The following is a 22237-nucleotide window of genomic DNA, read 5'->3' on the forward strand; positions in this document are numbered from 1 at the left end:
GCAGTCAGCTCCAGTCGAAAAAGCCCTTGCCGGTCTTGCGTCCGAGCTCGCCGCGGGCCACCTTGTCCCGCAGGATCTGCGGCGGCTCGAAGCGCGGGCCGAGGGTGGAGGCCAGATACTCGGCGATGCCGAGCCGGACGTCCAGTCCCACAATGTCCGTGGTCTTCAGCGGGCCGGTCGGGTGTTTGTAGCCCAGGACCATGGCGGCGTCGATATCCTCAGCGGACGCCACCCCTTCTTCGACCATCCGCATGGCTTCGAGGGCAATCGCCACGCCCAGCCGCGAGCTGGCGAAACCGGGAGCATCGTTGACGACGACGGGGGTTTTGCCGAGATCGGCAACCCAGGTGCGGGCTTCAGCGGCCAGCTCCCCGGACGTCCGCTTGCCGAGCACCACTTCGATCAGGGTCGACGCCGGAACCGGATTGAAGAAGTGCAGCCCGCAGAACCTCTCGGGACGCTGCAGCTTTTCCGCCAGCTCGGAGACCGAGAGCGAGGATGTGTTGGACGCCAGCCACGCATCGTGGTCCAGCTGTTCCTCGACCGCCACCAGCGCCGTCGCCTTCAGGCTGAAGTCTTCCGGCACCGCTTCGACCACCAGGCCGGAGCCGGCGAAGTCTGCATACTCGGTGGACACACTCAGCCGCGCCGTCAGTGCCACCAGCGGCTCGGACGTGGTGCCGCGCTCGACACTCTTGGCCAGGTTGCCGGCAACGCGCTCATAGGCCGCCTGGGCGGCGGCGTCGTCGCGTTCAACCACGACGACGGCGGCGCCGGCTGCGCAGAACGCGTGCGCAATGCCTGCACCCATCCGGCCGCCGCCGAGGACGCCGACTTTGGGAGGAACTGTCATTTCTTTTTCTTCCTTTCCAGGAATGCCTGCATACGGTCGAACTTCGCCTCGGATTCGAAGAGGATGCCCTGGGCGAGGGTGTCGATCACCGGGTGAGCCTCGGCCGGTGCGTGGAAGACGGACTTGGTGATCCGCACGGCCAGGGGGTCCTGTTTGGCGATCCGGTCGGCCAGGGCGTTGGCAGCGTCCAGCAGGTTCTCTGCGTCGTGGACTTCGGTGACCAGGCGGGCTGCCAGTGCTTCCTCGGCGTTCAGGACCCGTCCTGCCAGCAGGATTTCCTTGGCCAGCGGTTCCCCCACCAGTTCCTTCAGCCGCCAGGTGGCGCCTGCTGCGGCCATAATGCCGAGGGAGGTTTCCGGGTTGCCGATTTTGACGGTCGGCGTCGCGATGCGGAAGTCGGCGGCGAAGGCCAGCTCTGCTCCCCCGCCCAGCGCATAGCCGTCCAGTGCCGCGATCACGGGCATGGGCAGCTTGGCGATCCGGGCGAAGATACTGGAGTTGATACCGCGCAGGGCATCTTCGCGGCGGCGTTCACGCAGCTGGGCGATGTCCGCACCGGAGGCGAAAACACCGTTGGTGCCGGAAAGGATCAGGATCTTCGGATCGTGTTCCAGTGCGGTGCAGAGTTCGTGCAGCTCATCCACCATGGCCTGGTCAATGGCGTTGCGGACCTCGGGCCGGTTCAGGACAGCGGAGACCCGGTCTTCGCCAACAGTGACCTGCAGCGTAGTGAAACCAGCGAAGTCAGCCACTAGAGTGCCTCGAGCAGCAGCGCGGTGCCCTGGCCAACGCCGACACACATGGTGGCAATGCCGCGGGACGCACCTTCGCGTTCCATCCGGCCCAGCAGGGTGATCGCGATGCGGGAGCCGGAGGATCCGAGCGGGTGGCCCAGGGCGATCGCGCCGCCGTCGTTGTTCACAATGCCCTCATCCAGGCCGAGGCGGCGGATGCAGGCCAGCGACTGGGTGGCGAAGGCTTCATTGAGTTCGACGGCGCCAACCTCATCCAGGCGGACGCCGCTGCGTTCCAGGACCTTCCGGGTGGCCGGAACCGGGCCGATGCCCATGATTTCCGGCGGTACTCCGGCGGAGGCGCCGTCGACAATCCGGGCACGGGCGGTGAGACCGTATTCCTTGATGGCGCGCTCGGAGGCGATGATAATCGCGGAGGCGCCATCGTTCAGCGAGCTGGCGTTGCCTGCGGTGACAATACCGCCGGGCTTGACCACCGGGCGGAGCTTGCCAAGAACCTCCATGGAGGTGCCTTCGCGGGGGCCTTCATCGGTGTCCACGACGGTGTCGCCCTTGCGTCCCTTGATGGTGACGGGAACGATTTCGTCCTTGAACCGGCCGGCGGCGATGGCAGCCAGGGCTTTCTCGTGCGAGCGGACGGCAAAGGCATCCGCGTCTTCGCGGGAGATGCTGTCCGTGGCCGCCAGTTCCTCCGCGGTTTCCGGCATGGAGTACGTCATTTTGCCGTCGCGGGAGAGGTCTCCGGAGGCGAAGCGTTCGTTGGCGAAGCGCCAGCCGATCGAGGTGTCAAAGGTGTCGCCGGGCTTGGCGAAGGCCTTGGTCGGCTTCTCGGTGACCCAGGGGGCGCGGCTCATCGACTCGGTGCCACCGGCGATCACGATGTCCGCGGCGCCCGCCTTGATCATGTGTGAGGCCATGATGATCGCGGAAAGGCCCGAGGCGCAGAGCCGGTTCACGGTGATGCCCGGGACGGTTTCCGGGAACCCTGCCAGCAGCGCGGCCATGCGGGCGACGTTGCGGTTTTCTTCACCGGCGCCGTTGGCGTTGCCCAGGATGACTTCGTCGACGACGGCGGGGTCCAGGCCTTCGCGCGCCACGAGTTCGCGCAGTGTCAGCGCAGCGAGGTCGTCGGGCCGGACGCTGGAGAGCGCACCTCCGTAGCGGCCCACAGGGGTCCGTACTCCGCCTACGAGAAAAGCCTCAGCCATGTCACTCCCAAGTGTTTGCGTCTGCGCCGGCGGGCGTCGCTGCCCACCAGTCCGCCGGATTTACCGACCAATCGTTCTATAAACAATCGCAGAACCCGGCGGAGCGGTCAAACAAATGACGCCGGCAGGAGGTCGGCGGTTTCTGCCTCAGCTGAGCAGCCGCAGCACTCCCGCGGTGCCTCCCGCTGCCAGGAGAACCACAATCAACGGCAGCCGGAGCACAGCGGCAGCCGCCCCGGCGAGCACCCCTGCCGCCCTTGGCCAGTCAGCCAGCTGCTGGCCGTCGTACAGCGTTGAGGTGGCGGCCACCGCGGCCAGCACCACGGCGATGGCTGCGTCAACCGTCCGGTCCGCAGGCTCCGGAAAGCTGTCCTGCTGCCCCAGGGTCACCCCGGCCAACCGCACCAGGTAGGTCGCGCCGGCCAGCACCGCGCAGGCCACCAGCAGCTCAGCGTCCACCATGCCACCCCCGGACGGGAAGCATCAGGACCAGTGCTGCCAGTCCCAGCATGGGCGCCACTCCGCCGGGGACCAGCGGGGCCGCCGCGACGGCGATCACCGCTCCGCCGGCCACGGTCAGTGCCGTCCGCCGGTCCCGCAGCTTCCCCAGCAGCATGACCAGCAGGACGGTGGGAAAAACAGCATCCAGTCCAAGCGTGGCCGGGTCTGCGACCACATGCCCAAGAACCGTGCCCAGCCCGGCCCCCAGCGGCCAGGCGCACAGGACCGCCCCACCCAACCCCCAGAAGGCCCTCCGCTGTGCTGCCGGACCGTCCGCCCGCGAGGCGTAGGCGACCGTCTCATCATTAACCAGATGGGCACCCGCCAGGCGCATCCATCCCTTCCCGAGGTACCGGGAGGCAGCCAGCCCGTACACGCCGTTGCGCAGGTTGACCAGCAGTGCCCCCAAGGCAGCAACCAGGGGTGAGGCCTCGGTGAGGAGGCCACCCACGAACAGCAGTTCGGCGGAGGCAGCCAGGACGGTGACCGCAAGGGCAATGGTCAGCCAGGGAGGAAAGCCCGCCTGGACCGCGAGCGCCCCATAGGAGACGCCGACGAGCAGCACCGCCGCCGCGATCGACCCCATCTCCAGGCGGTTCCGTACCGAAGGGCTTGTCTTGAATGAACTCATGTTCGATATATTGAACGCATGCTTTGGGTTCGTCAACTCCTGCCCATAGTTTCGTATAGTGAACGAATGGCAGATCCCGAACTTCGACAGCGCATCGGTGAAGCAGTCCGCAGGGAACGGTTCCGCCTGGGCTGGAGCGCCGCCGAGCTGGCCCGGCGGGCGGGTGTCTCGAAGGGGAACCTGTCACAGCTCGAATCGGGAGCGGGCAACCCCACGGTTGAGACGCTCTGGGCCCTCAGCGATGCACTCGGGCTTCCGTTCTCGGCGCTGGTGGATCCCGGCACCGCCGGGCCAACCCTGGTCAGGGCCCAGGCAGGCCAGGAGGTTCCCGCTGCAGAGGCCAGCTACAACGCGTCGCTTCTCTCCGCCTGCCCGCCCGGGGCACGGCGGGACCTCTACCTGGTGAAGGCCGAGCCCGGCGAGGCACGGCGGTCCGCCCCCCACCAGCCAGGCACCATCGAGCACGTGGTCCTTATGACCGGATCCGCCGACGTCGGCCCCGAAACGGACGCCGTCCTGCTGCAGCCCGGGGACTACCTGGCGTACCGCGGCGATGCACCGCATGTCTTTGCCGCCAGGGAACCCGGAACAACAGCGATCATCGTGTCCGAACTGCGCTGAGAGTCTGCGCGGCGCGCTACTGCTGCAGCAGTTCCACCGGCACAGCGTACGTAATCACCACGGCGAGCAGGTTCTTGGCGGCATGCACGGCGTAGGAGAGCATGAAGTTGTTCCCCGCCCAGACGTAGACGCCCACCAGCACCGCTCCCATCGCCAGGTACGGCACCAGGACGGGCAGGGAAAACTCGGCCTCCCCCACCACATGGATGCCGGAGAACAGCAGGAGCGAGAGCAGGCAGCACACCCAGAGATTCCACCGCCGGGACAGCTTGCCAATCAGCAGGTGCCGGAAGATGTACTCCTCCACAAACGGTGCCAGCACCACAAACAACGGAACAACCAGCCACGGGGACACGGAAACCAGCAGGCTCTGGGCAGCTTCCTGGTTGACGGCGGTCTGCGGCGGACCGGTCAGCAGCACCAGGATCATGGTCGCCACCAGCATGGCGACCACACTCAACGGGATGACGCCCAACGTCAGCCACGGCCGGGTTGCGAGGATCCGGGTCTCACGTACCACGTAGCTGCGGGCGGCAGCAAAGGCCAGGACCGCCCCCACCAGATAGAACGTAAAGTTCACCGCATAGGAAGCCAGGACTGGATCCGGGATGACGGCGGTGACTGCCAGGGCCGCAGGCGTCACTGTCAACAGCAGCAGCGCCACTACGTAGTAGCCCAGCGCTGCGCCGTCGGCCCGGGTGAACCGGTAGCTCAGCGGGGGTTCCTGCAGGACCGCCCGGCGTCGATCTGCGGGCCGGGCCGGGAAGTCAGGGGTTGCCATCAATCCACAGTATCGGCCCGGGTCCCGGCAGGCATCACCCCGCCGGATCCGGGAGCCCGACGGCGCCACAGTCCGGAAGCGCTACGGCGCACACAGCAGCGCCGGGGTGATCAGCTCAGCGCTGGTGGATATCGTCATCTCCTGCGTGTTCGGTGACCGGTGCGCCCGCTCCGGCCAGGTGGTCGACCACGTTGAACACCGCCGCTTCCCAGGTTCCGGTGCCGGTTGGCCGGACCAGCCGGGTCACGGATCCGTTCCGGATGCTGCTTGTGGCAGCGATGTCCAGCAGCTCCGCTTCCAGCAGACCCTCACAGACATAGCGCATCAGCAGGATCACGGCATCGTGGCAGATCACTGCCACCCGCCGCCCGTCCTCGGCGTCGTCCAGGTCCCGCAGCAGCGAGCGCAGCCGCAGCGCAACGTCCGCCCAGGACTCTCCGCCGGGCGGCCGGTAGGCAAATTTGCCCAGCCACTGCTTCCGCTGCGCTTCGACGGGATAACGGGCGGCCACACCGGCGGATGTGAGCAGGTCAAGGATTCCGAGCTCCCGGTCGCGCAGGCGTTCATCGATCCGGTACGGCGCCAGCCCGGCCAGATCCGCGGTCTGCCGGGCGCGAAGATAGGGCGAGCACCAGACGGATTCCGGCCGCTCCCGCTCAGGCAGTCCGGCCAGCCACACCCCCAGCGCCCGGGCCTGCTGCGTCCCCGCCTCACTGAGCGGCACCTCCGCGTCCCGCAGGCCGACGTCGATGACCTCCGCCCCAGTGAGCTGCGCATGGGTGGCAGCAACGTTGCCCGCGCTTTCACCGTGCCGGAGGAGGATCAGCTCTGTTGCACCCATTCGCCCGCCCCTACTCCCGGCCCCGGCTGGGCCAAGGGCTAGGTTCCGGCACGGACCCGCTCATCGGTTTTTCCGCCGTTGCGGACCGTGAAGGTCAGCAGCAGGCCAAGGGCCGCGAAGACGGCCAGCAAGGTGAGGCCCACGAAGTAACTGGAATTCTCGGCGTCGTAGGTTGCCCCCATGACCAGCGGCGGAAAGTAACCGCCCAGGCCACCCGCGGCGGCGATGATGCCGCCCACAGTCCCCACGTCCCGGACCGGAGCGGCGCGTCCCACCCAGGCGAACACCCCGCCGGTTCCAAGTCCGAGGAACAGGGCCATCAGCAGGAAGGCCGTCCCGTAAACCCGTTCCTGGCTGGGCTGGAAGGCCACCACCATGGCCAGCACCACGGTTCCTGCGAAGGAGGTGAGCGTAACGATCTTCGGCCCCACCTTGTCGGCGATGGTGCCGCCAATCGGCCGGGCGATCACCGCGGCGACGGCGAATCCGGCGGTGCGGGTGCCGGCCGCCGTCGCATCATAGTCATAGACGTTGCCCAGATACGTCGGCAAATAGTTGGAGAAGGCCACAAACGCGCCGAACACGATGCCGTAGAGGAAGCAGAGCTGCCAGGTCACCTTGAGGGTGAAGGCGTGCCGGATCTTCGGCAGCGTCGGTTCCGTCGGCCGGCTCCACGCCGGGGATTCGCGCAGCACCAGCCAGCTCACCACGGCCATGGCTGCCACGATGCAGGCGATGATGAGGTGGGTGTTGAAGTACCCCACACCGCTGACCAGCCGCGGAGTGAAGAACGCGGAAACCGCGGTGCCCACCATCCCGGCACCGAAGACACCGGTGGCGAAGCCTTTGCGGGTGCGGTCGTACCAGGCCGAGCAGAACGGAATGCCGATCGCGAAGACCGTACCGGCGATGCCCAGGAAAAAAGCGACGACGACGATGAGGGCGTAGCTGCCTGTCTCCCCGGCCACGGCGGTGAGCAGGACCAGCGGAGCCGTTGTCCCCAGGACGATGGTGAACATCCGCCGGCCGCCGTAGCGGTCCGTCCAGGCGCCAACCGGAATCCGGGCGATGGACCCCACGAGGATGGGCATCGCCACCAGGACGGATGCCTGGGTGGGACTCAGGTCCATGGACTGCGTATAGCGGGCAGAGAGCGGACCGATGATGGTCCAGGCCCAGAATCCGATGGTCGAGGCCACCGTGGCGGTGATGAGGTTCCGGAGTTGCCCGGACTTCAGATCCGGTGCCGCGGAAGGAGCGGATGAGGCTGCCATGGCTTTCCTATCTGTGGTTCCTCATTGCCGGGGAATGCCCCTGCGGTCCCGGTCCGGGGTGCCCACCGGCGCCCATCCGGGGCGCGGCGGCTGGGCTCCGGGAACCGGCCGTTTTCCACGGGACCGGTACACGATGTAGGGGCGGAAGAGGTACTGCAGCGGTGCGGTGAAGGCGTGCACCAGCCGGGTGAAGGGCCAGATGGCAAACAGCGCCAGCCCCCAGAGCGTGTGGATCTTGAAGGACAGGCTCGCCGCGGTCATCGCAGTGATATCGGGCTGGAAAATGAAGATGGACCGGAACCACGGGGACACCGTCTCCCGGTAGGCGGTGACGTTGTGATCGAAGACCGAAATCATGGTGGTGGCAAGGCCGGCCAGGAGTGCACCCAGCAGCACCACGTACATGAATTTGTCGTTCTTGGTGGTGGCCATAAACACCGGGCCGGTGGTCCGCCGGCGGTAGATGAGCAGCACAATGCCCACCAGGGTGCCGATGCCCGCGACGATCCCGATGCTCAGGGCCATCGCATGGTAGGCATTGTCCGAGATCCCCACCCCCTCGGTCCAGGACCGCGGGATAAGCAGCCCGACGACGTGCCCGACGATCACCGCCAGGATCCCGAAGTGGAACAGCGGAGAGGCAATCCGCAGGATGCGGGCCTCGTACAGCTGGGAGGAGCGGGTGGTCCAGCCGAACTGGTCGTACCGGTACCGCCAGATGGACCCGAGGACCAGGATGGCGATCACCACGTACGGCAGGACACCCCAGAGCATCACGTCCCCCAGGGTGACGTCCACATTTTCCGGCGGAGGTTTTTCCAGGGGAAAGTGAAGCCCGGCGGGTACGGAGCTCATGGTGTTTTCCTCTCCGTCAAGGGCAGCAGCCGCGAGCTGTAGGGCTCCAGCCCCACGGTCTCGGTGGGCGGTCCGTAGCCGGCCGTGCGCATCACGGCCTGGGCGTCCTCGGGTGAGACGCCCGGCAGGGTGGAGCAGACCAGTGCCAGCACATGCTGATAGGGCAGGTCCGCGTCCTTCAGTGCCAGGCGCAGCAGTTCCAGCGACGGCCGGTAGCGCTGCAGCAGTTCATAACCGTCCTTGGCGGAGACCTTGGCGGCGAATTCCAGCACCAGCGGCAGGTAGTCGGGGAGCTCCGTTCCGTCGGGCAGCATCCCGTGCTCCCGGTAGATCTCCTTGAACGCGGCCAGTGCTTCACCCCGGCGGCGGGTGTCTCCGTCCGTCCAATACGTCAGGTGCAGGCTGTGCCGTTTGGACAGGTCGAACTCCTGGACGTACTCCGCCTGTACCTGGGGCAGCGGCCTCGCCGTGAACCAATCGAGGAACTCCTGCATGCCGGGACCGGCGGCTCCGACTTCGGCCAGGCTTTCCCGCAGGGTCGGAAGCGCCGCGACCAGGTCCTCGTCGGGGTACTCCAGCAGCAGTGCGGCCGCCTGCCGGATCACGGCGCTGCGCCGCGGGGACCGGTCAGCGTAGGCCTCCGGAGCCACGGTGCCCTTGCCGGGTTTGCCGAGCAGCTTCTCCAGCAGGCTCATGTCCGCTCCCCTCCGTCGCCCTGGCCCGGCGGGAACAGCCCCTGTGTGGATCCCCTGCCGTCCCAGTTCAGCAGGTTCACCCGTCCGGTCATGTCCCGGTTCCCGGCCGGGTCATCACCGCGCTGGCGGGCTTCCAGGGCGTTGAAGTTCTCCACCGCCACCGGCATCGGACGGCCGGAGGCTTCCCCGAACACTCCGGTCTGGCCCATCCCCGGACCGCCCTCTGTATCCAGGGAACAGCCGATTTCCTCCAGGTTGTGGGCATCCTCAAGATGCGCATTGGGAATCACGTAGCGTTCCTCGTACTTCGCCACGGCCATCAGCCGGTACATCCGCACAATCGCCTCGCCCGTCATCCCCGCGCTCTGGGCGATCGTCTCGTCCGGCGGGTCACCCAGGGTGATGTTGCGCATGTAGGCGCGCATCGCTGCGAGCTTCCGCAGCACCGAGGTCACAAGGTCCGCGTCCCCCGCGGTGAACAGCTCGGCAAGATATTCCACCGGGATCCGCAGCGAATCGATCGCGCCGAACAGGTTGCCGGCGTCCTCGCCGTCGTGCCCCGTTTCCTTCAGGACATCAACGATCGGGGAGAGCGGCGGGACATACCAGACCATGGGCATGGTCCGGTATTCCGGGTGCAGCGGCAGCGCCACCCGCAGTTCCTTCGCCAGGGCGTAGACCGGGGACCGGCGGGCGGCATCCAGCCAGTCCTCCGGAATCCCTTCGGCCCGGGCCGCGGCGATGACCTCCGGATCGTTCGGATCCATCATCAGGTCCAGCTGGGCCTCGTACAGGTCCTGCTCATTGGGGGTGGCCGCCGCGGCGGTGACCCTGTCGGCGTCGTACAGGAAGATGCCGATGTACCGCAGCCGGCCCACGCAGGTTTCCGCGCACACCGTAGGGATGCCCACCTCGATGCGGGGATAGCAGAACGTGCATTTCTCCGCCTTGCCGGAGCGGTGATTGAAGTAGATCTTCTTGTACGGGCAGCCGGTGACGCACTGCCGCCAGCCGCGGCACCTGTCCTGGTCCACCAGGACTATGCCGTCTTCCTCGCGCTTGTAGATAGCCCCGGACGGGCAGGAGGCCATGCAGGACGGGTTCAGGCAGTGCTCGCAGATCCGCGGCAGGTAGAACATGAACGTCTGGTCGAATTCGAACTTGACCTTGTCCTCGGCATCCCGGCGCAGCTTCTCCACCACAGGGTCCCGCTGCGCGAGCTCCGGTGCCCCGCCAAGACTGTCATCCCAGTTCGCGGACCACTCGATCTTCATGTTGTCCCCGGTGATCAGGGACTTGGGCCGGGCCACCGGAAAATCCCTGCCCGCCGGCGCCTGGATCAGGTTCTCATAGTCGTAGGTCCAGGGTTCGTAGTAGTCGCTGAGTTCGGGCTGGACCGGGCTGGCGAATAGTCCCATCAGCTTCGCCATCCGGCCGCCGGACTTCAGCTTCAGGTTTCCGCGGCTGTTCAGCTCCCAGCCGCCCTTCCATTTCTCCTGGTCCTCGTAACGCCGGGGATATCCCTGGCCCGGACGGGTTTCCACGTTGTTGAACCACACGTATTCGGTTCCGGCACGGTTGGTCCACGCCTGCTTGCAGGTCACCGAGCAGGTGTGGCAGCCGATGCATTTGTCCAGCGCCATCACCATCGCCACCTGGGCCATGATCCTCATCAGTAGCTCACCTCCTGCGAGCGCTTACGGACCACCGAAACGATGTCCCGCTGGTTCCCGGTCGGGCCGAGGTAGTTGAAAGCCCAGGACAGCTGGGCGTATCCGCCGATCATGTGCGTGGGTTTCACCAGGATCCGGGTGACCGAGTTATGGATGCCGCCGCGGCGGCCGGTCGCCTCCGATTTAGGCGTATCGATGATCCGTTCCTGGGCGTGGTGGACGTAGACGACGCCGGCGGGCATCCGGCTGCTGACGATCGCCCGGCCCACCAGCACCCCGTTGGTGTTCACGCATTCCACCCAGTCGTTGTCCGCCACTTCGATCAGGGCCGCGTCCTGCGGGCTCATCCACACTGCCGTTCCGCCGCGGGACAGCGAGAGCATAAACAGGTTGTCCTGGTATTCCGAGTGGATGGACCATTTGTTGTGCGGGGTCAGGTACCGCACCGCGACGGACAGCTCCCCCCGGGTGCCGAGCTGGGGCTCCCCGAACAGCCGGTGCATGTCCAGCGGCGGGCGGAAGATCGGCAGGGCCTCCCCCATGTCCCGCATCCAGTCATGATCCAGGAAGAAGTGCATCCGCCCGGTCAGGGTGTGGAAGGGCTTGAGCCGCTCGATGTTGATGGTGAAGGGTGCGTAGCGCCGGCCACCGGACTCGGAACCGGACCATTCCGGGGAGGTGATCACCGGCGTCGGCCGGTCCTGGGTGTCCCGGAAGGTGATCAGTTTCTCTTCCATGCCCTCGGCGAGGTCCGCCAGCCGCGTGCCGGTGCGTTTCTCCAGGGTCTTGAAACCCTGGACGGCCAGTTCGCCGTTGGTGGTCCCGGAGAACAGCAGGATCGCTTCGGCCATCCGGGCATCGGTGTCGATGGCCGGCCGGCCGCGTGCTGCTCCGGAGTCGAAAACTCCGTGTTTGGCCGCGAGCTGCCGGACCTGCTTCGTCACGTCGAACTTGACGTATTTGGTGGTCAGTCCCAGCTTGTCGGCCAGCGGTCCCAGGGCGACGAACTTTTCGCCAATCGCGGTGTAGTCCCGTTCCACGAAGGCGAAGGACGGCATGTTCTTCCCCGGTATCGCCGGAATGTCGGTGCCCTTCCAATCCGGGGCGTGCCCGCCGGGCTGGGCGATTTCGCCGGGAGTGTCATGGGTCAGCGCGGTGGCCACCACGTCCGTGCGGACACCCAGGTGCTTTCCGGCCTGGCGGGAGAGCTCCTCAGCGAGCAGCCGGAACAGCTCAAAGTCCGACTTCGCTTCCCACGGCGGCGAGATCGCCGGAGTGAACGCATGCACGTAGGGGTGCATGTCGGTGGAGGAAAGATCGTACTTCTCGTACCAGGTGGCTGCCGGGAACACGACGTCGGAGAGCAGGGTGGAGCTGGTCATCCGGAAATCCACGGAGACCAGCAGGTCCAGCTTCCCCTGCGGGGCGTTTTCCCGCCACACCACGTCCTTGGGCCGGGACTCGCTGTGGTCTTCGCCCATCACGTTGTTCAAGGTGCCGAGCAGGTGCTTCTGGAAGTACTCCTCCCCCTTCGCGGAGGATCCCAGCAGGTTGGAGCGCCAGAGGACCAGCGTCCGCGGCCAGTTCTCCGGCGCGTCCACGTCCTCCACCGCGAAACGCATGCTGCCTTCCTTGAGCCGGTCCGCCACCCAGCGCGCTTCGGTCCGGGCCTCGCCGCGGGCGACGCCGGCCGCGGCCTCATCGGCGACGTCAAGGGAGTTTTTGGCGTCGAACTGCGGGAAGAACGGCATCCAGCCCATCCGGGTGGACTTGGCGACCACATCCGCCGAATGCATCCCGCGCAGATGCCCCTCGGCCAGCGGCGATTGGATCGCATCGGTGGAATAACCGTCGGAGCGGAACTGGTCTGTGTGCATGTACCAGAACGCCGTGCCGATCATAAAGCGCGGCGGCCGGTTCCAGTCCCCGGCGGAGGCCATGGTGGCCCAGCCGGTGATCGGCCGGCATTTTTCCTGGCCCACATAGTGCGCCCAGCCGCCGCCGTTGCGCCCCTCGCAGCCGGTGAGCATCAGCATGGCCAGGATCGAGCGGTAGGTCACGTCCCCGTGGTACCACTGGCAGATTCCGGCGCCGAGGATGATCATCGAACGGCCCTTGGATTTTTCCGCATTGGCCGCGAATTCCCGGGCGGTGCGGATCACCGCCGACGGTTTGATCGAGGTCAGTTCCTCCTGCCAGGCGGGGGTGTAGGCGGTGCCGGCGTCCTCGTAACCGGCGGCCCAGTCCCCCGGCAGCCCTTCCCGGCCCACCCCGTACTGGGCCAGCATCAGGTCGAAAACCGTGGTGACCCGTTTCCCGGCCACTTCCATGACGGGCACGCCGCGGTGCACCACGCTGCCGGTGCCGGAGGGATCCTCGAAGACCGGAAGGTCCACGGTTCCGGTTTGCCGGGTCCAGGAGGCGGCGTCGGCCAGGGACAGGGCCGGGCGCACACCCTGCAGGTCAAGGTTCCATTTGCCAGCGTCGTCGTCGTTGTAGCGGAAGCCCAGCGACCCGTTGGGAACCACCGGCTCACCGGTGTCCCGGTTCAGCAGCACCGTCTTGAACGCGGCGTCCGCTGCCTCCGTGGCCGGGTCAAGGTCCGCTGCGTTGAGGAACTTGCCCGGGACCGTCGTGCCGCCCGGCCCGTCCACCAGGGTCACCAGGAACGGCAGGTCGGTGTACTGCACCACATAGTCCTCGAAGAACGGGACGCGCCGGTCCACGAAGTTCTCCTTGAGGATCACGTGGCCCATGGCCATGGCCAGGGCGGCATCGGAACCGGCCTGGGCAGGCAGCCACTCATCGGCGAACTTGGTGTTGTCCGCGTAGTCGGGGCTGACCGAGACCACCTTGGTTCCCCGGTAGCGGCCCTCCACCATCCAGTGCGCGTCCGGTGTGCGGGTCACCGGGATGTTCGATCCCCACATCATCAGGTAGGTGGCGTCCCACCAGTCCCCGGATTCCGGGACGTCCGTCTGGTCGCCGAACACCTGCGGGCTGGCCACCGGCAGGTCCGCATACCAGTCATAGAAACTGTTCATCACCCCGCCGACGAGGTTGATGAACCGGGCACCTGCCGCGTGGGACACCATCGACATCGCCGGGATGGGAGAGAAGCCGGTGCAGTGGTCCGGGCCGTAGTTCTTGATCGTGGACACGTGCGCAGCAGCCGTCATCTCCAGGGCTTCCTGCCAGCTGGACCGGACCAGCCCGCCCTTGCCGCGTGCCTGCTGCCAGGTCCGCCGCTTCTCCGGATCCGCGACCAGGGCTTCCCACGCCAGCACCGGATCGCCGCCCGCACCGCGTTTGGCTTCCCGGTAGAGATCCAGCAGCACCCCGCGGATATAGGGGTAGCGGACCCGGGTGGGCGAATACGTGTACCAGGAAAAGGCCGCCCCGCGCGGACAGCCGCGGGGTTCATACTCCGGGCGGTCCGGGCCGACCGTGGGATAGTCGGTTTCCTGCGCCTCCCAGGTGATGATCCCGTCCTTGACGTAGACCTTCCAGGAACAGGAGCCGGTGCAGTTCACCCCGTGGGTGGACCGCACCACCTTGTCGTGGCTCCACCGGTTCCGGTAGAACGCGTCCCCCTTGCGTCCGCCCTCGCGGAAAACCGCGCGGCCGTCGGCCGTTTCGTCCCAGCGGGTAAAAAACCTGCCGAGTTTGAGCAATGCATCGGATGCGGGGCCGTCTGTCCCCGTAACGGAGCTGCTAGCCATCCTTACAAGCTACGCCGGGGCTCGAAAAGCCAACAAGGCCCCGTTCCGGAATCCGGGTGCCGGGCCAGCCATTCAACGTCTGCCCCTCGGAGGGTCCGGAAGCGGTCTTTCCCCGCCGCGATAAACTCGACACCGTGAGCACACAACTTCCCGCGCAGGTCTCTGACATCTTCGATCCCCGGCAATGGAGGGTGGTTGGCGGCTTCGACGATTTCTCTGACATGACCTACCACCGCCAGGTGGAGCGCGACGCCGACGGGACGGTTCTGCGCGACCTTCCCACAGTGCGGATCGCCTTCAACCGGCCGGAGGTGCGCAACGCGTTCCGGCCCGGCACCGTGGATGAGCTTTACCGGGCCATGGACCATGCGAGGATGACCCCGGATGTGGCCACCGTGCTGCTGACCGGCAACGGCCCCTCCCCCAAGGACGGCGGGCACTCCTTCTGCTCCGGCGGGGACCAGCGGATCCGCGGCCGTGACGGCTACCGGTATGTAATACAGGACGCAGCTGGTGAGGCCCAGGAAACCATCGACCCGGCCCGCGCCGGCCGGCTGCACATCCTGGAGGTGCAGCGGCTGATGCGCACCATGCCCAAGGTGGTCATCGCCGTCGTTAATGGCTGGGCCGCCGGCGGCGGGCACAGCCTGCACGTGGTCGCGGACCTCACCATCGCCTCCCGCCAGTTCGGAAAGTTCAAGCAGACGGATGCGACCGTGGGCAGCTTCGACGCCGGTTACGGCTCCGCGCTGCTGGCCCGGCAGATCGGACAGAAGCGCGCCCGGGAGATCTTCTTCCTGGCCCGCGAGTACTCCGCCGAGGACATGGTCGCCATGGGCGCCGTCAACGAAGCCGTTGACCACGAGGACCTGGAGAAGGTGGCCCTGGAATACGCCGCGGACATCGCCCGGCAGTCTCCGCAGGCCATCCGGATGCTGAAGTTCGCGTTCAATCTGGCCGACGACGGCCTGGCCGGCCAGCAGGTCTTTGCCGGTGAAGCGACCCGGCTCGCCTACATGACCGATGAAGCGGTGGAGGGCAAGGAAGCGTTCCTGGCGAAACGGGATCCGGACTGGTCCAACTTCCCCTACTACTTCTAGGACGTTATGGAACTGCTCCCCGTCCACACGCCCGCCGGCTACAACGCCGGGGACCTGCTCGCTCCGCTGGCCGCTGCCCTAGCCGGTGAAGGTCCTGCCGTGGCTCCGCATGCCGACCCGGCCCAGGTTTTCCAGGGGGAACTGCCCAATGACGACATCGCCCTGGTGATCAGCACGTCCGGTTCCACCGGCACACCCAAACAGACGATGCTCAGCATCGATGCCCTGGCTGCGTCGTCGATGGCCACCGCACTGTCCCTTAAACAGGACGGGCAGTGGCTGCTGGCCCTGCCGGTGCATTACATCGCCGGGGTCCAGGTGCTGATCCGGTCCCTCTTTGCCGGAACCGAGCCCGTCCTGCTGGACACCGCGAAGCCGTTCGATCCGGAGGCCTTCACCACGGCGGCCCTGGACATGACGGACAAAACGCGGCTGACGTCACTGGTGCCCACCCAGCTGCACCGGCTGCTCACCGAACCAGCGCCGGATACCCTGCGCGCCCTGCGCCGGTTCAACGCGATCCTGCTCGGCGGCGCGGCCGCCGGTCCGGCGCTGCTGGCCGAAGCCCGCAGCCTGGGACTCAACGTGGTGACCACTTACGGCATGAGCGAGACGGCCGGAGGCTGCGTCTACGACGGCGTTCCGCTGCCGGGCGCGGAGGTCCAGGAATATCAGGGCCGGCTCTGGATCGCCGGGGACATGCTGGCCGACGGCTACCTTGGCGCGCCGGAGCTGACCGCTGAACGGTTCGCCTTCCACTCCGGCAAACGCTGGTTCCGCACCGATGACACCGGGTCCGTAGCCGCAGACGGAACAGTGTCGGTTTCCGGGCGGCTCGACGACGTGATTGTTACCGGCGGGGTCAAGGTTTCCGGTGCCGCGGTGGCTGCCGCTGCAGAGCAGCTGCCGGAGGTGCAGCAGGCCGTGGCCGTGGGCCTGCCCGACGCCGAATGGGGCTCCGTGGTGGGGCTCGCCGTCGTCGGTCCCGTCACTCTGGAACATCTGCGCGGGACAATCCGCGCAGCGCTGGGCGCGCCTGCGGTCCCTAAGACCGTGGTGGTGCTGGAACGGATTCCGCTGCTGCCCAACGGGAAAACCGACCGGCTGGCGGTCCGCAGCCTGCTCAGTGCCGCCCGTTCCTAGGAGCGGCGGCCTCCCCCCTGTTTTCGCCCTGCGCTCCGAGGTGCGGGAGAATAGGGCTGCCCGGCACTGCACCGCCGGATATTCCGCACAACCTGCCTGAGCAAGCAAAGAAGGAAGATACTGTGGCCACAGCGGCACAATGGTTCGAAGGAGCACGCCCCCGGACACTGCCGATGGCGGTGGCCCCCGTCATCATCGGCACGGCGGCGGCGTTCGATCTGGGATCCTTCCGCTGGGTGAACGCCCTGCTGGCCGCCGTCGTGGCGATCCTGCTGCAGGTCGGCGTGAACTACGCCAATGACTATTCCGACGGCGTGCGCGGCACCGATGACAACCGGGTCGGCCCGCTGCGGCTCACCGGATCCGGGGCGGCCGCGGCCAAGCACGTGAAGTACGCGGCGTTCGCCTGTTTCGGCGCCGCCATGGCAGCGGGCCTGGCCCTGGTTCTCCTCTCGCAGGCCTGGTTCCTGCTGCTGGTGGGCATCGGCTGCATCGCAGCGGCCTGGGGTTACACCGGCGGGCGCAACCCGTACGGCTACATGGGCCTGGGCGACGTGTTTGTGTTTGTGTTCTTTGGGCTGGTCGCCACGCTGGGCACCACCTATACCCAGGCCGGCCAGATCAACGCCGCAGCACTGATCGGCGCTGTCTCCACCGGCCTGATCGCCACGGCCCTGCTGATGGCCAACAACGTCCGGGATATTCCAACAGACCGCGAATCCGGAAAACGGACCCTCGCAGTCCGGCTGGGAGACGACGCCGCCCGGATCACATACGTCATGATGCTCGCCCTGGCGCTGCTGCTTCCGCTGCTGCTGGTGGGCGACTATCCGTGGGTGCTGCTGGTGCTGCTGCTGCTGCCGGCCTGCCTGATGCCGAGCTGGCTCATGCTCAAAGGCAAGAAGCGCCGCAGCCTGATCCCTGTCCTGAAGCAGACCGGCCTGATCAACCTCGGGTTCAGCGTGCTCTACGGTCTGGGCCTGGTGCTGACGCAGCTGCTGGTGGGCTAGGAGGCGGCCGCGTTGCCTCTGCCCGGCCGCTGCCTGGCCGCGACCGGATAACACCCAGGACCACGCCCAGGAACAGGACCGCGGAGGCCAGCAGGAACACCAGCGCGATCAGCCAGCCGGCGTCCGTCCAGCCTGCATACCTGCCGTGGGCATGACCCGGCGCCAGCCTGGCCAGGACCCCCACACCACACCAGGACAGCAGATGGACACCGGCCGCCACGATGCCCAGGTGCCCAGCGTGTCTGGCTTCTCTGGCTTCTCTGGCTTCTCTGGCTTCTCTGGCTTCTCTGGCTTCTCTGGCCAGCCTCACCGTTCAGCCGCCCAACAGGTGACGCTCGTGGGCAAAGGACACCAGCTGAATCCGGGTCCGCAGCTCCAGCTTGTCCAGGACGCTGCGCAGATGCGTCTTGATCGTGGCTTCGGAAACGAACAGGCTCTGTGCCATTTCGCCGTTGCTGAGCCCCTTCGCGGCCAGGAGGAAAACGTCCCGCTCCCGCGCGGACAGCACCTCAAGGACAGACAGGTCAGGCGGCGCCGCCGGAGCATTGCGTGCTGCATGGTCGAAAAGCGAGTGGATGGAGCCCGGGGCGATCACGGAGTACCCCGAATGGACCGTCCGGATGGCGGCCAGGAGGAACTCCGGTTCCGCGCTCTTTAACAGGTAGCCGCTGGCCCCCGCCTGGACCGCCTGCACCACCGCCTGGTCCCGGTTGAAGGTGGTCAGCGCGATGATCCTGGGGTGCTCGGTCCCGGCTGCATCCGCGTCCCCGATGATCCGGCGGGTGGCCGAAACACCGTCGAGGACAGGCATCCGCAGGTCCATCAGCATCACATCGGGCCGCTGCTCTGCGGCCAGGCCAACGGCCTGCTGCCCGTCACCGGCCTCCCAGTAGAACTCCATGTCCGTCTGGCTGTCGATCAGCATGCGGATCCCGGCCAGGAACAGCGGCTGGTCATCAACCAGTGCAACGGAGATGCGGTTGCCGGCCTCAGGCATTGTCGGTCTCCGTTGCGGCAGGGGTGGGTGCCGCTAGTGCCAGCGGCCGGTTTTCCCGGTCCGCTTCGGGCTGCTCGACGCCGGAGCCGCCTTCCGCCCCGGCCCCGGACCCGTACGGGATAAAGACAGTTACGCGGAAGTGTTCGCCGTCGGGTCCTGCAGTGAGCCAGCCTCCTGCGAGATGCGCCCGTTCGCGCATCCCGGCCAGGCCACGGCCGGGCCGCTCGGATGCTTCGGCCGGCTCTGGCTTGTGGGCCAGTTCGGAAGCAGCGTGAAGCGTCAGGCCCGGCCCGCTCCAGTCAAGGTGCAGTCGGACCTCGGTATCCCGGCCGCCGTGTTTCAGGGCATTGGTGAGGCACTCCTGGACAATGCGGAAAACCGCCAGCTGCTGCCCGCTGGAGAGCTCCACCGGTTGGCCGGAGGAACTGTCACGGACCCGCAGGTTGCTCCGCATCCCATCGACCATGTCCGTGATGTCCTTCATCTGCGGCTGTGGAGCGGTCATTCCGTCCTCGCCGACCCCCTCGATCACCCGCTGCGCATCCAGGAGAGCGCTCCGCGCCGAACCGGCGATCGTCTCGAGCGCCTTCAGCACCGGCTGCGGCTGGTCCTTGACCAGGTAGCGGGCGCCGTCGGCCTGCGCAGCGATCACCGCCAGGGAGTGGGCCAGGACATCATGTAGGTCCCGGGATATCCTGGTCCGCTCCTGCTCGACGATCAGGTCGATTTCGGTGTCCTGCAGGGTGCTGCGCGCCAGGTCCCGGGCATAGAACAGGCTGCCGCGTTCCTGGAACAGGGACAGGAGCAGCCCAACGGTGAAGCAACCCGCCGCGATGAGCATTAGGAGGGAGAAAAGCTGCCACCCGTAGACCCTGAGGGACAATATATCCCCGCCATGGAGAGGCGGGAACCAGCCAACTCCGGCGCCATAACGCCAAGAGAGCATCTGAAAAGCCATGACAGCAGCGAACACAGTGTTCGTGGAAATGGCGGCAACGCGCATCCGTTTCGTCCCGGTCCAGGCGATGAATCCCAGTGCGATGAACGAGCCCAGGTAGATGGCCCAATGCGTCGACTGCATCGGTGAGACCAGACGGACCAGCTGGCCGAACAGCAGCAGCCCGGTCAGCGCCAGCGACAGCACCGGCCAGCGGGCCGCGACGGCGATGGCCGCCGTCATCAGCAGGAGCGGAGCCGCGCCGGGCCAGAAAACTGGAAGGATACCGATCGGTGCTCCCATTCGGCCTGCCTCGGCGATGCACCACAGGACGAAGAAAATCACGGCCGCGGCCGGGGCGCCCCAACGCCGGGCAAGACTCAAGACTGGTTCCATGCCTGTCACACTAGCCACGGCTGGAGGACTCAGCGCGCTGGAACCGCCCATGGACGGCAATCTCCAACCAGCAGCCAGCAGAATTCATCCCGGCGGCCAGCGGCCCGACGGTTATGGCCGTTTCCGCGGGGTGTTGACCGCTCCGGTTTCCTGCCCCGCGGCCAACGCCCGGTAGGCCGTGACCAGAGCGCAGGCACGGGCCGCAGTTTCGGCGTCGGGCATTGAGAGGACATAACGCTGCCCGAAGCCGGCTTCCAGAACCAGCGCCGGACCGCTGCCCATAATAAAGCCGACGCTTCCGGCAGTAAGCCGGTAGCCCCAGCCGCCGAAGTCCATGGCTTTGACGTCCTGGACGGATGCGGCGCGTACTTCCTTGTGCGTCAGCGGCATGAGTTTCCAGAAACCGCCGGCCAGGGCGCGGGTACCTTCCGGATCGATAACAACGCGGCCCTGGCAGAACACCCACAGCAGCGCTGCGCTGGGGACGCCGAGCAGAGCCAGCGCCGGGTGGAGGAAAACGAGGCTCAGCGCCACGGCTGCCCCGGTTCCCAGACTGGCCAGCCACTTCCACCAGCCCATCGAGACGGTGATCTCGATGGTCTCTCCGTTGGCTGCCAGCCCGCGGGCAGCCGCGGACACGGTTGAGCTTTGATCCGCGGCCGCGCCAGCCAGGGCGGCTGTTGCGGGGCTTTGGGACCGGTCCACACCGCCTGGCCGGTACAGCCAAAAACCGGCGCCAGCGGTCAGCACAGCCAGGGCTGCTGCGGCCCACATCACGGGAGCAGCGACGGCGGCCTGGGAGGGATCGGCCAAACCGACCTGTCCTGCCACCACCGCGATGAAGAGCCCCGTCATCAGGACACCGAATCCGAGCCCGAAGCCAACTCCGAGCCTGCCGATGAGCTGGGAATGGCCACGGGTGAGGACCCCCATCGGGGCCAGCAGGGCACCGCTTCCACCGCCCACAAAAACAGCCATCGCGGCATGGCCCGCGAGGGACATATACCCGTCCACGCCGTCCCGGCCCCAGTGACTGGCCAGCGGATCCGGGAGTTCTCCGGCGATGCTGAACATCCAAGCCGCGGTAAGCAGGCCTAGGCCCAGGGGCAGGGTGATCAGTCCGGTCAGCCAGCGCCGGTTGTAGGCCTGCTCGGCCTCTGGTGTGCGCGGTGTTTCTTCGGTGCGTTCTTCGGTGCGGCTGGCCGGGCTGCGGATGTCGCTCATGGGTGCGAGCCTACCGGAGGCCCGGGCCCGGGGCTTGGACTAGGCCGGGGCGACGGCGGTAGGCCGCGGGCGGGCCTGTGAAGGCCGCGGCAGGGCCGGTTCAGGCCGGAGGGAAGGCCGGCGTCAGGAGGCCGGCACCCGGGGTCCAGGAGACTCCGGGGCCCCGGCCGTCCGGGTCTAGCTTTCGCGGCTTTCGCGGGGCTTACGGTCAGCGTCGATCGCCACGTCGGGGTTCGCGTCGAGCGCGGAGTCTTCAGCTTCGGCGTCGTCCAGCTCTGTGCGGTTGCGCGTCGGCGGCGTCTTTTCACTGAACCGGCTCTGCACGCTCCGGGCAGCGGCGTCGCGCATGTCCCGGAAGAACAGATAGGTGACGCACCAGGCCAGGATTGCCGCAACGAGGGCGGAGAGCACTATTCCAAGCTGCAGGAACAGTCCGGCAACGAAGAAGACGACCACCAGACCAAGGCGGAGAGCGGTAAATTTCCAGAAAGCCACGGCCCCATTCTACGGGCACTGCCCGGGTCCTGTTCCCAGGTAATTCACCGCTCTCTGAGGTTCCCGGAATTCGTCCGGCCCGGCCGCAGCTGTCTCCACTACAATTGGGGGCATGCCCCGCCTCGTACTCCTCGGCGTCATCGTCGTCGCAGCCTTGATCATCTACTCGCTCATTGACTGCATCATGTCCAAAGCCCACGAAGTGCGCAGCATCTCAAAGACCGCCTGGCTCTTCACGATCGTGCTTCTGCCGGTCATTGGTGCCATCCTGTGGTTCCTGTTTGGGCGCCCGACCCATGGTCCGGAACCGAAGCCGCGGGCAGTGCGGCACCCCACCGCTCCCGATGACGACCCGGAGTTCCTCCGGAACCTGGAAATCCGCCGCCGGCAGAAGGCCAAGGAAGAGGAACTCAAGCGCCGCGAACAGGAGCTGGCGGACCGTGAGAAGCGTGCCAGCCAGAAGAACGACGACGAGAAGCCCAGCAGCAACTAGCCAGCGCCTCGAAGCATAGCGAAAGTGCCCCG

21 protein-coding genes are annotated in these 22237 nt (G+C 66.9%); 5 read left to right on the forward strand and 16 right to left on the reverse strand.

Going from position 1 to position 22237, the window contains the following annotated elements; genetic code table 11:
- Positions 1–4 precede the first annotated feature (4 nt).
- The 5 genes from AL3_RS02930 to AL3_RS02950 form a co-directional block, all read right to left on the reverse strand.
- Positions 5–853, reverse strand: a complete 849-nt coding sequence (locus AL3_RS02930) for a 3-hydroxyacyl-CoA dehydrogenase family protein (protein WP_066296367.1) — start codon at positions 851–853, stop codon at positions 5–7.
- Positions 850–1605, reverse strand: coding sequence for an enoyl-CoA hydratase/isomerase family protein (locus AL3_RS02935; protein ID WP_066296369.1), 756 nt, complete (start codon positions 1603–1605; stop codon positions 850–852). Before AL3_RS02935 ends, AL3_RS02930 begins: the two co-directional genes overlap by 4 nt.
- Positions 1605–2816: a thiolase family protein gene (locus AL3_RS02940; RefSeq protein ID WP_066296372.1), complete on the reverse strand. Its 1212-nt coding sequence runs from the start codon at positions 2814–2816 to the stop codon at positions 1605–1607. The genes AL3_RS02935 and AL3_RS02940 overlap by 1 nt, the downstream gene beginning before the upstream one ends.
- 147 nt (positions 2817–2963) lie before the next feature.
- On the reverse strand, positions 2964–3278 hold the full coding sequence (locus AL3_RS02945) for an AzlD domain-containing protein (protein WP_066296373.1): 315 nt from the start codon (positions 3276–3278) through the stop codon (positions 2964–2966).
- Complete coding sequence (locus tag AL3_RS02950) at positions 3265–3948, reverse strand: AzlC family ABC transporter permease (RefSeq protein WP_151723885.1); 684 nt, start codon at positions 3946–3948, stop codon at positions 3265–3267. Before AL3_RS02950 ends, AL3_RS02945 begins: the two co-directional genes overlap by 14 nt.
- Before the next feature lie 66 nt (positions 3949–4014).
- Between AL3_RS02950 and AL3_RS02955 the strand changes: the two genes are divergently transcribed.
- On the forward strand, positions 4015–4569 hold the full coding sequence (locus tag AL3_RS02955) for a helix-turn-helix domain-containing protein (RefSeq protein ID WP_066296375.1): 555 nt from the start codon (positions 4015–4017) through the stop codon (positions 4567–4569).
- 16 nt (positions 4570–4585) lie between these two features.
- Here the strand turns inward: AL3_RS02955 and AL3_RS02960 are convergent, their stop codons facing one another.
- The 7 genes from AL3_RS02960 to AL3_RS02990 form a co-directional block, all read right to left on the reverse strand.
- Complete coding sequence (locus AL3_RS02960; protein ID WP_083521382.1) at positions 4586–5350, reverse strand: CPBP family intramembrane glutamic endopeptidase; 765 nt, start codon at positions 5348–5350, stop codon at positions 4586–4588.
- Between the two features lie 115 nt (positions 5351–5465).
- The gene (locus tag AL3_RS02965; protein WP_066296376.1) at positions 5466–6191 is read right to left on the reverse strand and encodes a histidine phosphatase family protein; all 726 of its coding nucleotides are present in this window, start codon (positions 6189–6191) and stop codon (positions 5466–5468) included.
- 38 nt (positions 6192–6229) lie between these two features.
- A complete protein-coding gene (locus AL3_RS02970) occupies positions 6230–7465 on the reverse strand; it encodes a nitrate/nitrite transporter (protein WP_066296378.1) in 1236 nt (411 codons plus the stop codon).
- A gap of 21 nt (positions 7466–7486) precedes the next feature.
- Entirely contained in the window at positions 7487–8320 is an 834-nt protein-coding gene (gene narI, locus AL3_RS02975; protein WP_083521383.1) for a respiratory nitrate reductase subunit gamma, read from the reverse strand.
- Entirely contained in the window at positions 8317–9015 is a 699-nt protein-coding gene (gene narJ, locus AL3_RS02980; protein ID WP_066296383.1) for a nitrate reductase molybdenum cofactor assembly chaperone, read from the reverse strand. The genes narI and narJ overlap by 4 nt, the downstream gene beginning before the upstream one ends.
- Complete coding sequence (gene narH / locus AL3_RS02985; protein ID WP_066296386.1) at positions 9012–10688, reverse strand: nitrate reductase subunit beta; 1677 nt, start codon at positions 10686–10688, stop codon at positions 9012–9014. The genes narJ and narH overlap by 4 nt, the downstream gene beginning before the upstream one ends.
- A complete protein-coding gene (locus tag AL3_RS02990; protein WP_066296387.1) occupies positions 10688–14410 on the reverse strand; it encodes a nitrate reductase subunit alpha in 3723 nt (1240 codons plus the stop codon). The genes narH and AL3_RS02990 overlap by 1 nt, the downstream gene beginning before the upstream one ends.
- 134 nt (positions 14411–14544) lie before the next feature.
- Here AL3_RS02990 and AL3_RS02995 point away from each other — a divergent pair, with 134 nt between their 5' ends.
- The 3 genes from AL3_RS02995 to AL3_RS03005 all read left to right on the forward strand — a co-directional run bounded on the left by AL3_RS02995 (position 14545) and on the right by AL3_RS03005 (position 17663).
- Entirely contained in the window at positions 14545–15510 is a 966-nt protein-coding gene (locus AL3_RS02995) for a 1,4-dihydroxy-2-naphthoyl-CoA synthase (protein ID WP_066297058.1), read from the forward strand.
- Positions 15511–15516: 6 nt separating this feature from the next.
- A complete protein-coding gene (locus AL3_RS03000) occupies positions 15517–16653 on the forward strand; it encodes an AMP-binding protein (RefSeq protein ID WP_066296389.1) in 1137 nt (378 codons plus the stop codon).
- A gap of 122 nt (positions 16654–16775) precedes the next feature.
- Positions 16776–17663, forward strand: a complete 888-nt coding sequence (locus tag AL3_RS03005; RefSeq protein WP_066296392.1) for a 1,4-dihydroxy-2-naphthoate polyprenyltransferase — start codon at positions 16776–16778, stop codon at positions 17661–17663.
- A gap of 313 nt (positions 17664–17976) precedes the next feature.
- Here AL3_RS03005 and AL3_RS03010 read toward each other — a convergent pair whose 3' ends face one another.
- The 4 genes from AL3_RS03010 to AL3_RS03025 form a co-directional block, all read right to left on the reverse strand.
- Positions 17977–18660 carry a response regulator gene (locus tag AL3_RS03010; protein WP_066296395.1) on the reverse strand — a complete coding sequence of 228 codons (684 nt, stop codon included), beginning with the start codon at positions 18658–18660 and terminating at the stop codon, positions 17977–17979.
- Positions 18653–19981: a sensor histidine kinase gene (locus AL3_RS03015; RefSeq protein ID WP_246168402.1), complete on the reverse strand. Its 1329-nt coding sequence runs from the start codon at positions 19979–19981 to the stop codon at positions 18653–18655. The genes AL3_RS03010 and AL3_RS03015 overlap by 8 nt, the downstream gene beginning before the upstream one ends.
- A gap of 123 nt (positions 19982–20104) precedes the next feature.
- A complete protein-coding gene (locus tag AL3_RS03020; protein WP_066296399.1) occupies positions 20105–21217 on the reverse strand; it encodes a hypothetical protein in 1113 nt (370 codons plus the stop codon).
- Between the two features lie 177 nt (positions 21218–21394).
- Positions 21395–21712: a DUF4229 domain-containing protein gene (locus tag AL3_RS03025; protein ID WP_066296401.1), complete on the reverse strand. Its 318-nt coding sequence runs from the start codon at positions 21710–21712 to the stop codon at positions 21395–21397.
- Positions 21713–21824: 112 nt separating this feature from the next.
- Between AL3_RS03025 and AL3_RS03030 the strand changes: the two genes are divergently transcribed.
- Complete coding sequence (locus tag AL3_RS03030) at positions 21825–22205, forward strand: PLD nuclease N-terminal domain-containing protein (protein ID WP_066296403.1); 381 nt, start codon at positions 21825–21827, stop codon at positions 22203–22205.
- The last annotated feature ends 32 nt before the right edge of the window (positions 22206–22237 follow it).

Source organism: Arthrobacter luteolus NBRC 107841 (genome assembly GCF_001552075.1).
Classification (GTDB): Bacteria; Actinomycetota; Actinomycetes; order Actinomycetales; family Micrococcaceae; genus Arthrobacter_B; species Arthrobacter_B luteolus.

Coding starts and splice junctions, on each gene's coding strand:
- narI (WP_083521383.1), bottom strand. CDS start 8,320: ATGAGCTCCGTACCCGCCGGGCTTCACTTTCCCCTGGAAAAACCTCCG.
- AL3_RS03030 (WP_066296403.1), top strand. CDS start 21,825: ATGCCCCGCCTCGTACTCCTCGGCGTCATCGTCGTCGCAGCCTTGATC.
- AL3_RS02940 (WP_066296372.1), bottom strand. CDS start 2,816: ATGGCTGAGGCTTTTCTCGTAGGCGGAGTACGGACCCCTGTGGGCCGC.
- AL3_RS02950 (WP_151723885.1), bottom strand. CDS start 3,948: ATGAGTTCATTCAAGACAAGCCCTTCGGTACGGAACCGCCTGGAGATG.
- AL3_RS03010 (WP_066296395.1), bottom strand. CDS start 18,660: ATGCCTGAGGCCGGCAACCGCATCTCCGTTGCACTGGTTGATGACCAG.
- AL3_RS02990 (WP_066296387.1), bottom strand. CDS start 14,410: ATGGCTAGCAGCTCCGTTACGGGGACAGACGGCCCCGCATCCGATGCA.
- narJ (WP_066296383.1), bottom strand. CDS start 9,015: ATGAGCCTGCTGGAGAAGCTGCTCGGCAAACCCGGCAAGGGCACCGTG.
- AL3_RS02930 (WP_066296367.1), bottom strand. CDS start 853: ATGACAGTTCCTCCCAAAGTCGGCGTCCTCGGCGGCGGCCGGATGGGT.
- AL3_RS02960 (WP_083521382.1), bottom strand. CDS start 5,350: ATGGCAACCCCTGACTTCCCGGCCCGGCCCGCAGATCGACGCCGGGCG.
- AL3_RS02945 (WP_066296373.1), bottom strand. CDS start 3,278: ATGGTGGACGCTGAGCTGCTGGTGGCCTGCGCGGTGCTGGCCGGCGCG.
- AL3_RS02955 (WP_066296375.1), top strand. CDS start 4,015: ATGGCAGATCCCGAACTTCGACAGCGCATCGGTGAAGCAGTCCGCAGG.
- AL3_RS02970 (WP_066296378.1), bottom strand. CDS start 7,465: ATGGCAGCCTCATCCGCTCCTTCCGCGGCACCGGATCTGAAGTCCGGG.
- narH (WP_066296386.1), bottom strand. CDS start 10,688: ATGAGGATCATGGCCCAGGTGGCGATGGTGATGGCGCTGGACAAATGC.
- AL3_RS02965 (WP_066296376.1), bottom strand. CDS start 6,191: ATGGGTGCAACAGAGCTGATCCTCCTCCGGCACGGTGAAAGCGCGGGC.
- AL3_RS03000 (WP_066296389.1), top strand. CDS start 15,517: ATGGAACTGCTCCCCGTCCACACGCCCGCCGGCTACAACGCCGGGGAC.
- AL3_RS03020 (WP_066296399.1), bottom strand. CDS start 21,217: ATGAGCGACATCCGCAGCCCGGCCAGCCGCACCGAAGAACGCACCGAA.